Annotated in this window: 9 protein-coding genes; 4 read left to right on the top strand and 5 right to left on the bottom strand. The window is 37.3% G+C overall.

The annotated features are described in order from the left end of the window. Window positions 1-59: 59 nt before the first annotated feature. The gene (gene argS, locus ABXT67_RS00500; RefSeq protein ID WP_415375336.1) at window positions 60-1844 is read left to right on the top strand and encodes an arginine--tRNA ligase; all 1785 of its coding nucleotides are present in this window, start codon (window positions 60-62) and stop codon (window positions 1842-1844) included. Window positions 1845-1952: 108 nt separating this feature from the next. Here argS and ABXT67_RS00495 read toward each other — a convergent pair whose 3' ends face one another. The 4 genes from ABXT67_RS00495 to ABXT67_RS00480 form a co-directional block, all read right to left on the bottom strand. Further along, window positions 1953-4511, bottom strand: coding sequence for a TonB-dependent receptor plug domain-containing protein (locus tag ABXT67_RS00495; RefSeq protein WP_415375335.1), 2559 nt, complete (start codon window positions 4509-4511; stop codon window positions 1953-1955). Continuing rightward, window positions 4495-5403 carry a FecR family protein gene (locus ABXT67_RS00490; protein WP_415375334.1) on the bottom strand — a complete coding sequence of 303 codons (909 nt, stop codon included), beginning with the start codon at window positions 5401-5403 and terminating at the stop codon, window positions 4495-4497. The genes ABXT67_RS00495 and ABXT67_RS00490 overlap by 17 nt, the downstream gene beginning before the upstream one ends. A 112-nt stretch (window positions 5404-5515) precedes the next feature. Further along, on the bottom strand, window positions 5516-6025 hold the full coding sequence (locus tag ABXT67_RS00485) for an RNA polymerase sigma factor (RefSeq protein ID WP_415375333.1): 510 nt from the start codon (window positions 6023-6025) through the stop codon (window positions 5516-5518). Between the two features lie 839 nt (window positions 6026-6864). Then, window positions 6865-8181 (bottom strand): amidohydrolase family protein, encoded by a 1317-nt coding sequence (locus ABXT67_RS00480; protein WP_415375332.1) that lies wholly within the window; start codon window positions 8179-8181, stop codon window positions 6865-6867. Window positions 8182-8441: 260 nt separating this feature from the next. Between ABXT67_RS00480 and ffh the strand changes: the two genes are divergently transcribed. The 3 genes from ffh to ABXT67_RS00465 all read left to right on the top strand — a co-directional run bounded on the left by ffh (window position 8442) and on the right by ABXT67_RS00465 (window position 13918). After that, entirely contained in the window at window positions 8442-9770 is a 1329-nt protein-coding gene (ffh, locus tag ABXT67_RS00475; protein ID WP_415375331.1) for a signal recognition particle protein, read from the top strand. Window positions 9771-9870: 100 nt separating this feature from the next. Then, complete coding sequence (locus ABXT67_RS00470) at window positions 9871-10758, top strand: bifunctional 5,10-methylenetetrahydrofolate dehydrogenase/5,10-methenyltetrahydrofolate cyclohydrolase (protein WP_415375330.1); 888 nt, start codon at window positions 9871-9873, stop codon at window positions 10756-10758. Window positions 10759-10885: 127 nt separating this feature from the next. After that, the gene (locus ABXT67_RS00465) at window positions 10886-13918 is read left to right on the top strand and encodes a GEVED domain-containing protein (protein WP_415375329.1); all 3033 of its coding nucleotides are present in this window, start codon (window positions 10886-10888) and stop codon (window positions 13916-13918) included. Window positions 13919-14252: 334 nt separating this feature from the next. Here ABXT67_RS00465 and ABXT67_RS00460 read toward each other — a convergent pair whose 3' ends face one another. Continuing rightward, window positions 14253-14918: a serine hydrolase domain-containing protein gene (locus tag ABXT67_RS00460; protein WP_415375328.1), complete on the bottom strand. Its 666-nt coding sequence runs from the start codon at window positions 14916-14918 to the stop codon at window positions 14253-14255. Between the last annotated feature and the right edge of the window lie 9 nt (window positions 14919-14927).

Genomic DNA, 14927 nt, shown 5'->3' with positions numbered 1-14927 from the left:
TATTCTTTTTTATGAAAATCAACTTATAACAGTATCTTTGCACCTCAAAATTTCGCTAGATGAGTATGCAACAAATCCTTACATTACAGGTCAAATCGGCAATACAAAAATTGTATAATGCCACTTTAGAAAATGTAGAATTTCAAGCTACCCGCAAAGAATTTGAAGGTGATATCACGATCGTAGTCTTCCCAATGTTACGCGTTGTAAAAGGAAATCCTGTTCAGATAGGAGAGGCGATAGGTGCGTATTTAGTAAAGCATATTGATGAGGTCATACGTTTTAATGTAGTAAAAGGATTTTTGAATGTTGTCTTGAGTGATAAATATTTTCTAGATTTCTTCAGTAATGTGACCGCTTGGAGCAACTACGGAAAAAAACCAAAAGGGGATCAGGCAATCATGGTAGAGTATGCATCACCCAATACGAACAAGCCTTTACATCTTGGGCACGTGCGTAATGTGTTGCTGGGCCATAGCGTTGCTGCGATTTTAAAAGCGGCAGGTAAAAAAGTATACAAAACACAAATAATTAACGACCGCGGAATCCATATCTGTAAGAGTATGCTGGCTTGGGAACGCTACGGAAACAAAGAAACTCCAGAGTCTACAGGATTAAAAGGGGACAAGTTAGTAGGGAGTTATTACGTGCGTTTTGACAAAGAATATAAAAAAGAAATTGTTGCTTTACTTGAAGAGGGTAGAGCCGAAAAACAGGCTAAAGCCGAAGCACCTATTTTAATTGAAGCTCAAGAAATGCTTCGTAAGTGGGAGGCTGGAGACAACGAAGTCGTTGCGCTTTGGAAAAAAATGAATAGCTGGGTATACAAAGGTTTTGATGCCACCTATAAGGAAATTGGTGTTGATTTTGATAGTTATTACTATGAAAGTGAAACCTATTTGTTAGGGAAAGAATTTATAGCTGAAGGATTAAAATCAAGTGTATTTATAAAGAAAGAAGATGGCTCCGTTTGGTGTGATTTGACAGCGGAAGGCTTGGATGAAAAAATCGTATTGCGTAGCGATGGTACAGCGGTTTATATGACGCAGGATATTGGTACAGCGATCCAGCGTGTAAAGGATCATCCAGATGTAAATGGTATGATTTATACCGTTGGAAACGAACAGGATTATCACTTTCAAGTACTGTTTTTGATTCTTAAAAAGCTAGGTTTCAAATGGGCCGAAAACTTATTCCACCTAAGCTACGGAATGGTTGACCTCCCTAGCGGAAAGATGAAAAGTCGTGAAGGGACCGTAGTAGATGCAGATGATTTGATCGCAAGTATGACAACTACGGCTAAAGAAATTTCAGAAGAACTAGGAAAGATAGATGACTTCTCTGAAACCGAGAAAAATGAATTGTACCACACCATTGGGTTGGGAGCTCTCAAATATTACATCCTTAAAGTAGATCCAAAAAAACGTATTTTATTCAACCCTGAGGAAAGTGTCGATTTTCAAGGAAATACAGGCCCTTTTATACAATATACCTATGCGCGAATTCAATCTATTTTAAGAACGCATAGCGAAAATACTTCAGGAAATATTCCTGCTAAGTGGACTGCTATTTCATTGGAGCCAAAGGAAAAAGAGGTGGTAAAAAGATTGCAGCAATTCCCTGAAATTATTCAGCAGGCTGCAGCAAATCACAGCCCGGCATTGGTTGCAAATTATACGTATGACTTGGTTAAAGAGTTCAATTCTTTCTATCAAAACGTCCCAATCTTTGCAGCGGAAACCGAACAAGAAAAAAACTGGCGCGTTCAGCTTTGCGGCGCTGCAGGTGATGTTATTAAAACTGCATTTTCTTTATTGGGGATTGTAGTTCCTAATAGGATGTAAAAACATCCCAGCCCAACCTTTCTCCTTCAAAGGGAAGGAACTCAAAGTCTCCCTTTTGAAGCTATATTTAGAGGGATGTTTAACGTGTTTTTAAGTATCACAATACTCTTAAAACAACAATTGAAACGAAATATTGGGAGTGAACCCCAAGGATTTTGTAGAAACCTCATTAATGCTATTGACTCCATTTTCATCGCTTGAGATTTGATAAAAACGGGACAATTGATTTTCAGTATTAAAGATATTTAATAGCGCGAGGTTTAAATTTCCACGGAAGGTCTCATCCAATTTGAACTCATATTTTGTTGAAAAATCACTTCGAAAATATGCATTTAGTGTATCGCTATTAGGAGCTAAAAATGAAATGCTAGGAGTTCCATTATTATCTATGACTACATTTTGATTGTTAACGGGTGTAAATGGCAACCCTGAGTTATAATTGACTCCTAAGGAAAAAGTAAGATTTTTTATACCATAGGTAACCGCTGCGCCAAGGGCCTGTGTAACATCAAGATTACTTCTAAATGTTTCAGGATATAGGGTAGGGAAGTTGTATTGATTATCGGTATAGGTATAGCTCAGCCAAGTACTGAAATTTTTAAGCTTTTTTCCCAAAGAAAATTCTACTCCCTTTACATCGTATTCTCCAATAGCTTTAGCATTTTGAAATTGATTTCTAAACCCAAGATTCGCGCTATTAATTCCTTCCACATTTTTATAAAAACCTTCGACAGTCAGGGTCCAGTTGTTTTTAGAAAAGGCGGTTCCCAAAGAAATGTGTTTGCTCGTTAGTAGTGGGTTTTCAAGACCATCTGCTACTTGCCAACGAGCTGTTTGTAATTTTAGTAACTGGTTTTCGCGTGCCGTAAATTGAAACACCGTTTGACTTTTTAATTCGGCTGCCGTAAATAATGTAAACACTTTATTTAGTTTGTGATGGGCGGTAATTCTGGGTTCAATCCTATTGTCAAAATTACCATAGTTAAGGTATCTAATTCCACCGCCTAGTGTTGTTTTTTTTTGATTAAAGGTTAATGATGCGTTGCTATAAAAGGAATTAGCAGACGTGCTGTTATTAGTTGCAGTGCCTGTAACGCCTATAATATCATTATTGGCTACGTTTGTATTTATATATTGGTAGCCGCCATCTATGGTTAGTTTTTCTGAAAAACGATAGCTTATTTCAGCTCTAGCTGCTCTTTCTTTAACCTCGTTGCGCTGCGATTGCAAGGTTATTAATTGATCGACGGTATTATTTCCATTAAAAACATAGGTGCTGGAATTATAGCTTGCTGTGGTTTTAAGGTTTGGTGACCAGTTTCTAGTGTGTGTAATACCGCCTAAAAGGGTGCGCTGTCGCAACTTGTTATTAGAAGCTTCTGAACTGTCTATGGCTATAATCCGCTCAGTAAATTGAAGTTGATTGCTAATCGTCATAAAATTATAGACTAGTTTGTCCTTTTTAGTGATATCCCAAATAGCCGCCAAACTTATGTCGTAGAATGAAAAATCTTCGTCCGTTGATCGCAGACCAAAAGAGGTGTTGGATTGCAAATTTATAACCTCCGTATTTTGAAAGGTTCGTTCAAAAAACTCTTTGTAAACAGGGTTTCCTACTCCATTATTAATTGAAGTTCTCCCAGAAACTTGAAAAGCAAATGTTTCAGAAAGTGGAATTTTTGCAAATAAATTGGTGCTGCTCAAATTTACACCTACACCTCCTTCAAATTCTTGGGTAACTGTGGTGTAGGACTCCATACTTAAAACTCCAGAAACACCTTCGCCAAAAGCGGGATGTGTTCCATTTTTGAAAACGGTCATCTTCTTAATTAAATTGGGGTTAAAGGCAGAAATAAGACCGAAAAAATGCCCAGTTTGATACATCCTCATATCATTCCAAAGGATAAGTGTTTCGTCACTTTTCCCTCCTCTAATATTAATATTGGAAGCTGTTTCGTCATAACTTGCAACGCCTGGAAGGACTTGAGCAATCTGTAAGATATCAGGCTCAATAAGACTTGGGAGTATTTCGAAATTACTATTCTTTATGGTTACGCTACCATTGGTGTTTTTTGAAATTCCTTTTACAACATAATTTTCTAAGGTAACCGTAGGCAGGAAATTAAGATTAGGGTTTATAAAAACAAAAGGACAGTTTATTCCTTGATTTTGTAAAGAATTTGCTGAAATGGAAGTAGCGGTATAATCATTGACTACTATAGAAATTGTTGCGTCGTAGGGAATTTTTTTGATTTCAAAAACACCATTTTCAGTGGTGATTATTTTTTGTGTGCCGTAAAGTACGTCAGCATTCTCGATGGGTAGTCCTTTGGCACTTTCGATAATAGTCCCACAAACTGAAATATATATAATTGGAAACTGTATTGTAATATACCTTTCGTCGATTTGGGCGAAAACGATTTCGGTTTCCGAAGAAATTTCTGAAAGTACCTTCGTTAATTTTTGGTTTAGACTGGGTAACGAAATTTGAAATTCGTTTGCTTTTCGGCTGTCAAAAGAAAATTTCACATCAAATTTGGTTTCGATTTTTTTGATACCTTCAGTAAATGGAAGCTTATTTTGAGCTTTAACTTCCGCAGAAAAACACATTAAGAATAGGAAAATAAAAAACACTACAAATGTTGTTTTCTTATTTTCTACTATCATAAATGAGTACGTCATTTTTAGAATTCTTACGGTATGAAAGGTTAAGTGGCACAGTCACAGTGCGCAAGGCATTCTCTAGATTGTTGTGCGTAAAAGTACCTGTGTACTGTAAATCTACATCAATATTTTGAGTATTGATGGTAACACCGTATTGGTTTTCAATAGCCATCAACACATTACCAAGTCGCGTGTTTATAAAACTACTTTCATTAAAAATCCAAGTAGGGTGAGAAATATACATTTTGTTATTTACGGTGGAAGCTAGATCGCTAAACGTAAAACTATCTCCAGGCGAAATGTTAAAAGTAGTTCCATTCCTAGTTACGGCAACCAAGCCTTTATAACACGAAACTTTTAATACATTATCGCGAATAGAAACATTAAATTTTGTTCCCAAAACAGTCACATCGCCCAATGCAGTTGCTACCCTAAATGTTTTTCCTTTTGCTACTTCAAAAAAGGCTTCTCCTTCTAGTTGTATGGTTCGGTTAAAAGGCCAACCGTATTTATTATAGCTAGCGTTAGAGTTTTCGTTTAAAGTGATTCTCGAGGCATCAGGCAATGAAATCGTAGTGGTTTCAGCCATCGGAGTTCCAACCGTTGTTGGAATATTGGCTACAAAAACATAGCTCATTGCGAGCAAAGCGAAAATAGCAGCTATTTTTATAATCGTAGAAAGCCTGAATATTTTTACTTTTTTCTTAGGGGAAATTCTTTTTGTTTTTAAATCTTCAAGTCCTTTATAGATATCGTGTTCTGGCGTCTCCATTTGCTTAGTGCGCGCATCTATATTAGCATACGCAGCAAACACTGGGTCCTTTTTCAAGGCCTCCAACTCGGCAGGAGAAGCTTCTCCATTTAACCACTTATGCACCAATTCTTTATTTTCCATTACTCGTGTTCTAACAGTATAACAACTAAGACTTTAAATTACCACCTTGCCCTTTGGGAAATAACAAGAAAAAATAAAATTCCAAATCTCAATCTTAAATTCCACTCACAACTCACAACCGATAAATCGTTTTTCTTAAATTCTCCAAGGCATCCAGAACGCGTTTGCCTGCTGCTTTTTCTGAAATGTCCAAAGTTTGTGCAATTTCGCGGTATTTTAACCCTTCCACGCGGCTCATTAAAAAAGCGGTGCGTTGCATTTCGGTTAGACTGTCTAAAGCATTTTGGAGTTTTTCACCGAATTGTTTTTCTTCTAATAAAAACTCTGGTGAGTGCTGTTCGTTTTCGTGAACAAAACCTTCTGCAAACTTGTAGCGTACTTTTTGGTGCGCCGCGGTGTTTAAAAACATATTGTTGGCAACGGTAAATAAGAATGACTTTGCTTTTTCGGGAGCTACTTTTCCACAGTTCTCCCATAATTTAATAAAGGCTTCTTGAACGAGGTCATAAGATGTATCGCGATCTCTACATTTAAAATACATGAAATTGCGCAATGATTGCACCTGCGTTTTATAGATTGCATCGTACACCGCTTCTTCGCAAACAGTTTTTTCTTTTTCCATAATTGAGGTTGGTAAAGCTATGTAAAAAATAAATAAAGACGCAGGGGGGGATTTTGGAAAGTGAGTTGTTATATAAGTGAGAGGTAAATGTTTTCTCTCACAATTATTGTTATGAGAAAGAAGCCGCTTCCTGACTGTGAAGCGGCTTTTTTGATGTTGAGGCTTTGTAGGGGATTAGATTTTAATATTTCTTTATTTTATTCACGTACCTTCTACATATAATAATGAATTGAAATCAAAATTTATCAAGGCTTATGGTGATCGATAATAATATCTTCATTGTAAAAAATACTGTCAATTGTTATGTTTTTTGCTCCTAATAAATAGGTCTTTCTTTCTCCAACATTTTGCAAATATTTAATTGGACAATAGATATCATTTGTTTTTGTTTGATATCCTTAATGTGTCAACGAGCCACCCTAAATCACCAACTAAAATAAGCTCTGTTTTATCATTCTTGTTAACAGACCAAGACCCCCTCTCAAGATAGGTATCATAGGTCTTGACTGCTTGTCGTATTCCATAATACCCATCTCCGTATTCACGAAACTTTTCTTTGTTGAAGTTTATCAACCTACTTTCTGATAAATTATCTTTAAAAGAATAATAGTTACTCGATTTAGGAGAGTCCTTTCTGTCAAGCGTGTCTAATATACTCGCAGACTCGCAGCTAAATAGAGGTAGAAAAAAACAGTATTAATGTTTTATAAAAATCCATATTTAAAAACAGCTTGGTTTTCTCATTACTTTTGGTTGAAAGTAAACTCGGTTAAACCGAGACTTCATTTTAGCTAAAAAATCTCTTTAGTTTAAGATTGTGTTTATTTCAAAAAGAAAACCTATCGCTTCCCACCCTTAAAAACAATCCCATCTTTCATTACAAAATCAATATCCATTAATTCGTTGATGTCTTTTAATGGATCACCTTCTACTGCAACTAGGTCGGCTAGTTTTCCTTTAGTGATGGTTCCTAATTGGTTTTCCATTCCTAGTAAAGTTGCAGCGTTGATGGTTGCCGTTTTAATGGCTTCGTTTTCGTCCATACCGTACTTTACCATTAAGACAAATTCGCGTGCATTGGTGCCATGTTTGCTTACGCCGCTATCGGTGCCGAAGGCAATATTGACGTTTCCTTTGAGTGCTTTTTTAAAGGAAGCTTCTACTACCGGTCCCACTTGTTTTATTTTATCCATAATGGCCGATGGGATATTCGGATTTACGTTCATCTCTTCAGTAACCGAAACGCCTGCCAATAAGGTAGGTACTAAGTAAGCGCCAGTTTGCTGAAATAATTTTATAGATTCATCAGTAAGATAGGAGCCGTGTTCAATAGAGTTTACTCCGGCGCGCAAGGCTGCGTTTACGCCTTCGGCTTCGTGCGCGTGTGCCGCTACTTTTCTTCCTAAACTAGCGGCGGTTGCTACGATGGCTTTCATTTCGGCATCGGTTAGTTGTTGTCCTACACCTGCTGCGGTATTGCTTAAAACACCACCTGTGGCGGTGATTTTTATAACATCGGCGCCAGATTTTACGCGGGCTCTCACGGCGCGGCTACAGTCGTCCTCGCCATTACAAATTCCCGGGTTTTTATCCATTCCCATGATTTCGTCTCTATACCCGTGAAAATCTCCGTGACCTCCCGTAGCGGAGATAGCTCCGTTAGATGCAATAATGCGTGGTCCTGTGATAAGTCCTTTTGAAATTGCTCTTTTCAAAGCGTTCATAATATGAGGGTCGCCGCCCAGGTTTCTAACAGTGGTAAAACCAGCTTCTAAAGTTGTTTTTGAATGTGGGATGGCTTCAAAAGCGGCATCTGCTTCTTCTAGTGTAGTCCACTCGTGCGGATTACCATTAGGATCACGTTCCCCTGTAATATGGGTGTGCATATCAATAAATCCTGGCATTACAAATTGGCTTTTTAAATCGATAACAGTGACGTCTGCATTATTGAAGCCTAACTGGGAAGCTTCCAAATAGCCTGCTCGTACCTCTTTGATTTTATTATTGTCGATGACTACGGTTTGTTTTTGTAAGGGGGGGGTCCCCGGTTCGGCTAGTAGATTTCCTACGTGAAGTATTTTAATTTGGGCAGTTGCTTCCGAAGAAAAAAATGAGATTGATACAAGTAATACTAATGAAAGAAGTGATTTGGCCATTGATCTAGTTTTAAAACTTAAAGATACTGATTATTGGAAACGTTGAAACTGCAATTACTGAAGTTTGTTTGAGATTTGTTTCAATTTAGAAATTTTTCATAGGGAGGTGCTTTTGAAACCCTACTGTCGAAAAGTAGTTTTGGAATTTGGAATTTGGAATTTGAAATTTTTACTTGTAACTACCTACTCAATTAGTATATTTACAATCTTAAATATGAAATGGTTTTCATTTCAGTTTTAGATTAAAATTAACACACACTATGTTCGATAATTTAAGTGATAAGTTAGATAAAGCGCTCCACGTCCTCAAAGGTCACGGTAGTATTACAGAAGTTAATGTTGCAGAAACCTTAAAAGAGGTGCGTCGTGCTTTATTAGATGCCGATGTTAACTTTAAGATAGCTAAAGATTTTACCAACTCGGTAAAAGAAAAAGCCTTGGGTCAAAATGTATTGACCAGTTTACAGCCTGGGCAGTTGATGGTGAAATTGGTTAAGGATGAGCTTACTCAATTAATGGGTGGTGATGCTGTTGGTCTGAATTTACAGGGTTCGCCAAGCATTATTTTAATGTCTGGTTTGCAGGGTAGTGGTAAAACTACTTTTTCTGGGAAGCTGGCAAATTATCTAAAAACGAAGAAAACAAAAAAACCATTATTAGTAGCTTGTGATGTTTATCGCCCTGCCGCTATTAATCAACTACACGTTGTGGGAGACCAGATTGGTGTAGAGGTTTTTAGTGACGAAGGCAATATGGATCCTGTGGATATTGCAACAAAAGCGGTAGCTCACGCAAAACAAAACGGGCATAATGTTGTTATTGTAGATACAGCAGGTCGTCTCGCGGTTGATGAAAAAATGATGACCGAAATTGCCAACGTTCACAAAGCATTAAATCCTGATGAAACATTGTTTGTAGTAGACGCAATGACAGGGCAGGATGCTGTAAATACGGCAAAAGCATTTAATGATATATTAAATTTTGATGGGGTAATCCTAACAAAATTAGACGGAGATACACGCGGTGGTGCTGCGATTTCGATTAAAAGTGTGGTTAGTAAACCTATTAAGTTTATAGGTACAGGAGAGAAGATGGATGCGATAGATGTTTTCTATCCAAGTCGTATGGCAGATCGTATTCTTGGGATGGGAGATGTTGTTTCTTTAGTAGAAAGAGCGCAAGACCAATTTGATGAAGAGGAAGCGAGAAAATTACAGAAGAAAATTGCGAAGAATCAATTTGGTTTTGATGATTTTTTAAAGCAGATCAATCAAGTTAAAAAGATGGGGAGCATGAAAGACCTTGTAGGAATGATTCCTGGGGCCGGAAAAGCACTCAAAGATGTTGATATTGATGATGATGCCTTTGTTCATATTGAAGCTATTATACATTCTATGACTCCAGGCGAACGAAGTGTGCCAAGTACCATAAACGCTAGTAGAAAAAAGAGAATTTCAAAAGGTAGTGGAACCAGCGTTCAACAAATAAACCAGCTGCTAAAGCAGTTTGATCAAATGAGCAAAATGATGAAAATGATGCAAGGCGGCGGTGGTAAGAAGATGATGCAAATGATGGGGAAGATGCGTTAAATTGATTTTCGATATTTAAATAAACTTGAATAATATAACTGAGGTAATTAAGTAGAGACAATAATTGCCTACTGCCACTGCCCACTGAATACCTAATAAGATGACAATACTAGACGGAAAAAAAGTTTCAAACGACATTAAAAATGAAATCGCAGCTGAAGTTTCTAAAATGAAAGATGCTGGGGAAAAGGTGCCTCATCTCGCTGCAGTTATTGTAGGTGATGATGGTGCAAGTTTGACCTATGTAGGCAGTAAAGTGAGGTCTTGTGAGCGTGTAGGTTTTGAATCTACTATGGTGCGTATGCCCAATACGACTAGCGAAATTGAACTTCTTGATAAAATCAAAGAATTAAACGAGAATGATGACATAGATGGATTTATCATTCAGTTGCCTTTACCACCACAAATTAATACCCAGCGTGTATTGATGGCAGTAGAACCTAGCAAGGATGTGGATGGTTTTCACCCAGAAAACTTTGGAAGAATGGCATTGGATATGTCCACATTTATTCCTGCAACACCTTTTGGGATTTTAGAGTTGCTAGAGCGATACGAAGTGGACACTAAAGGAAAACATACCGTAGTTATTGGAAGAAGCCATATCGTAGGGCGTCCAATGAGTATTTTAATGAGTCGCAAAGGATGGCCAGGAAATAGTACTGTTACATTAACACATAGTAACACAAAAAATATTACACAAATAACATCGCAGGCCGATATCATTATTTCCGCATTAGGGGTTCCTAATTTCTTAAAAGCTGAAATGGTAAAGGACGATGCTGTAATTATTGATGTTGGTATTACCCGTGTTGATGATGATTCTAGACCAAAAGGATATAGAATTGTGGGTGATGTAGATTTTGCGGAAGTAAGTAAAAAAGCCAGCTTTATAACGCCGGTTCCTGGTGGAGTAGGACCTATGACGATTGCAATGTTATTGAAAAACACACTGCTTGCAAGAGAGCAAAGAGCTGCAAAGAAAAGGTAAAGTTTCAAGAAATAAAAGCCCACGTTTAATTGTTGATGTTTTGTGATTTGACTAATAATTATCTCATATTATTAGAACCATCACTAAATATGCCTTAATATCATTCTTTTAACAAAAATATAATATTATGAAAGCAAGGTTATTTACGATTGCATTGGTTTGTGCTGTTTTTACTGTTTTTGGTCAAGAAAATGATCAAACATTAAAGCGAGCAGGTACCCTAGAGACACTAGTTAAGGTGCCTTCTCTAGCGTCTAGAATAAATGAAATAGAACCTGCAATTAACACCGGTGAAGAAGCGCAAGACAGCAGAAGTCTGCGTGGTCCAAAGATAGAAGTTGTTCCTGGCAAAGGAAATCAAAGGGATGTTCTTTCTGAAAACCCTCACGAGCTTACAGGAAAAATTCAAGGCAGGGCACCAAGTTTGGTTTTTGATGCTGTTTTTTCAAATAGCCAACCTACAGATCCGGCACTGGCAGTAGGTCCAAATCACGTAATGGTTGTATTTAATACAGGGTTTGCCATTTATGATAAAGATGGGGTAGAACTAGTAGGGCAGACAGGTCCTGGAGCCATATTTGGTGCAGGCGGTTGCTGCGATCTAACCGTTTCTTATGATGCTGCAGCTACTTCAGCAAGTAATCCAACTCCTGGAAGGTGGGTGTTATCTTTTCTTGTAGGATTAAACGCTGGAGCACGTTTAGCAGTTTCTCAGGGTCCAGATCCGGTTAATGATGGCTGGAATGTTTATTTTGCACCACAACTTCGTGATTATAATAAACTTTCAGTTTACGGCGATGGCTATTTTATGGCAGACAATGATTTTTCATTTCCGTTAGTAGCCTTAGAAAGACAAGCAATGTTAGATGGTGAACCAGCGGCTAATGTATCAATACAACAATTCGCATTACCTGGATATGTACCACAAAATTTTATAGGACATCAAATACTTAATGTTTCTGATGATTATATTCCATCATTACAAAATGTACCAATTGTATATCAGCAAGATGATGCTTTTGGTGGAGTAAGTACAGATCACGTAAAATTTTGGAATGCAACGATAGATTTTGATGTTCCTGCAAATTCATCTGTATCTGCAGCGCAACAAATTGATGTTTCACCTTACACAGGAACTTTTGATGGAGGTAGTTTTGCTAATTTAGCGCAGCCTAACGGTGGTGGATTAATTGATGCCCTTCAAGGAATAACAATGAATCAAGCACAGTTTAGAAAATTCTCAACACATAATTCTGCAGTATTTAACCATGTTATTGATGTGGATCCTTCGGGTGGTAAATTAGCAGCGATACGTTGGTATGAGTTTCGTCAGACGACAGAAGGTCAACCTTGGACACTTGAGCAAGAAGGAACATACACTTCTCCAGATGGAAAACACGCTTGGAATGCAAGTTTGATAATGGATGAAGAAGGGAATATAGGAATGGGATATTCTGGAATGGATGGTGATAATGGTGTTTTTGTAAGCAGTTATTATACAGGGCGTTTTGCAAATGACCCAGCAGGTACTATGACAGTAGGTGAAGAATTAATAGCACAAGGTGGCGGAAATGTGCCTAGTGGAGCAAATCGTTACGGAGATTATAGTAAGATTGATATTGATCCAAGTGATGATCAAACGTTTTGGTTTATTACAGAATATATAAGTCCAGGAAATGGAAGAGCAGATGTTGTGGGTAGATTTAAAATAGCTCCGGATGCTACTAATGATACAGGTGTTATCGCTATCGTTCAACCAGAAACAGGAGCATTATCAACTACTGAAACAATTGAAGTAACTGTGCGCAACTTTGGGGTTAATCCACAAAGTAATGTGCCAGTTTCCTTTACCGTAGACGGTGGTACTTCAGTCAATGAAGTTATTGCAGGGCCTATTCCTCCTTCATCAAACGTTACCTATACCTTTATGGCTACAGGTGATTTAGGTGCTGATGGAACAACCTATAGCATTACCGCTTGTACTGGCTTAGTTGGCGATGAAGATGTAGACAATAATTGCGTTACTAAAACGGTAATACATTTAAATGATATTGATACAGGTGTAGTTGCTATTGATGCCCCGAATACAGGAAATGTATTGAGTGATGCTGAAGATGTTGCGATTTCTATTCAAAATTTTGGAGCCTTAACACAATCAAATATTCCTGTTTTTTATTCTATAAATGGAGTCATAACAAATGATGTATATCCAGGTCCTTTAGTATCTGGTGCAACAGATACTTTCACCTTTGGAACTCCAGCAGATTTATCAGTAATAGGTGTTTATACTATTATTTCTGGTACAGAATTAGCAAGTGATGCGGATGAAACTAATGATGATTTAACTAAGGTTGTAGAAAATATTGAGGGATATTGTTTGCCAACTGTAACTACAGTAGATCCTGACAATGCAGAATCTGGATGTAATTTAGACGGCATTAAAATGTTTGTATTAAATACCATTTCTGCTGATGATGGTGGTGATGGATGTAATACTGAACCAGCTGGTGGCCCTAAGGGTTATGCAGATAGAACTGACCTTAGCACTGTACTGAGCAATTTAGCTGGAAGTAACGTTTATAATTTACAAGCCCAAGTAAACTGGAATGGTGCAGTGGGGGTTGAAGCACTTTCTGCTTGGATTGATTTTAATGATGATTTAGTTTTTGAGGAATCTGAAAGATTAATTTCAGGTGAATTCTTTTCAGTTTTTGGTGAACTGGACAATTTTGAATTGGTTATTCCAGTTGGAGCTAATGAAGGACCTCACGTTTTAAGAGTGAAGGCAATAGACACATCCTCTGATGGTGATGTATTAGATCCTTGCAGTGATTATACTTTTGGTGAAACCCAAGATTATACGGTTGATATTCAGGCAGTTTTAGGAATCGGTGATTCCGCTTTTGTTGCGGCTAATTTTACAGTAATAACATTACCAAACAATCAGTTTGAGTTGAGCTTTAACGCATCCACATTTAATGGAGTTTTACCGGTATATGTATATAATATGCTAGGTCAAAATCTAGCTTATTATGTACTAAAGAGCAATGGCTCTGTATATAGCAAGACGATCGATATGTCTTATGTATCTGCGGGTGTTTACTTTATTAAAGTAGGAAACCGTGATGAAAATAAAGTACATAGAATTATAGTAAAATAATTTTATAATCTTTTAATGAAAGAAGCCTTCTAACTAAATTTTAGGAGGCTTTTTTTTGTTTTCTGAATTGGTATATAAATAGCAAGCTAATAACAAGGCATCCTATTAAAAATGAACTAAACGAGTAGTTTTTATTTCTTTGGATGACTACAAAATCTGCAATACCTGCTTTCCAAAATAACCACTCCTCGGCAATGTTTTAAGCTAGCTTATAATCACCCATTTCTAATACAATAATTCCGCTTTTTGACTTTAAATCTATTCTTGCTGCGGTATTAATTGCATCACAGCTTCCATCGTGTCCTATGATCGTAACGTTTTTATTTTTTTGACTTTAAATCGTAGGACCCATTCCGTGAATGCTTATATCATTTCTAAAAGCAAAAGGTTCGCTCATCATTGTAATTACTTCTTTCGAAAGCAATTTGTTTTTTGAAACGTGTGTGATCATAAACCTCGAGAGATCTTCAGTAGTGGTGTAAAGGGAAGTTGCTGCTAAAACTGTGAATTTATAGCGTGGCGCAATAGTGCCTTCGTCTGTATATCGCTGAGCAATAACGGCATTTGGTTTTGTGGCAATATCAAAGGTCGAATTGTTCATTTGTAACGGGACAAAAACTTTTTCAGTCAGATATTCTTGAAAGGAGGCACCACAAACTTCTTCAATAATAAGTTGTAAAATGGTATATCCTGCAACAGAATACGTATTCTTACTTCCTGGTTCGTGATCAATTTTTGCTGCAGCACCTTCATAATATCCATCAGCGGCATTTGTTAAAGATTCTTCGATCGTCCGCACTTTTTCTCCAGGACCAAATCCTGCATAACCAATATCCTCAATCAAACCTGAAGTATGAGATAATAAGGTTTTAATGGTTGCTTTGCTATGATCAAATTCGCTTTTTGGGAGTTTCCAACGGGTTAAATAGGTTTCCATGGGCGCGTCAAGGTCTAGTTTTCCTTCAACAACTAGTACGTGAATCCCCAAGAAGTAATCCATTTACTTATA

The organism is Patiriisocius sp. Uisw_017 (genome assembly GCF_047731265.1).
In the GTDB taxonomy this organism is placed as follows: Bacteria; Bacteroidota; Bacteroidia; order Flavobacteriales; family Flavobacteriaceae; genus Patiriisocius.
The sequence above is the reverse complement of the archived record's forward strand: the minus strand, read 5'-3'. Positions and strand labels throughout refer to the sequence as shown.

Excerpts from the sequence above, each read along its gene's own strand:
- ABXT67_RS00485 (WP_415375333.1), bottom strand. The coding sequence starts at position 6,025 with ATGGAAAAAGAAAAAACTGTTTGCGAAGAAGCGGTGTACGATGCAATC.
- ABXT67_RS00465 (WP_415375329.1), top strand. The coding sequence starts at position 10,886 with ATGAAAGCAAGGTTATTTACGATTGCATTGGTTTGTGCTGTTTTTACT.
- argS (WP_415375336.1), top strand. The coding sequence starts at position 60 with ATGAGTATGCAACAAATCCTTACATTACAGGTCAAATCGGCAATACAA.
- ABXT67_RS00470 (WP_415375330.1), top strand. The coding sequence starts at position 9,871 with ATGACAATACTAGACGGAAAAAAAGTTTCAAACGACATTAAAAATGAA.
- ABXT67_RS00480 (WP_415375332.1), bottom strand. The coding sequence starts at position 8,181 with ATGGCCAAATCACTTCTTTCATTAGTATTACTTGTATCAATCTCATTT.
- ABXT67_RS00460 (WP_415375328.1), bottom strand. The coding sequence starts at position 14,918 with ATGGATTACTTCTTGGGGATTCACGTACTAGTTGTTGAAGGAAAACTA.
- ffh (WP_415375331.1), top strand. The coding sequence starts at position 8,442 with ATGTTCGATAATTTAAGTGATAAGTTAGATAAAGCGCTCCACGTCCTC.
- ABXT67_RS00490 (WP_415375334.1), bottom strand. The coding sequence starts at position 5,403 with ATGGAAAATAAAGAATTGGTGCATAAGTGGTTAAATGGAGAAGCTTCT.
- ABXT67_RS00495 (WP_415375335.1), bottom strand. The coding sequence starts at position 4,511 with ATGATAGTAGAAAATAAGAAAACAACATTTGTAGTGTTTTTTATTTTC.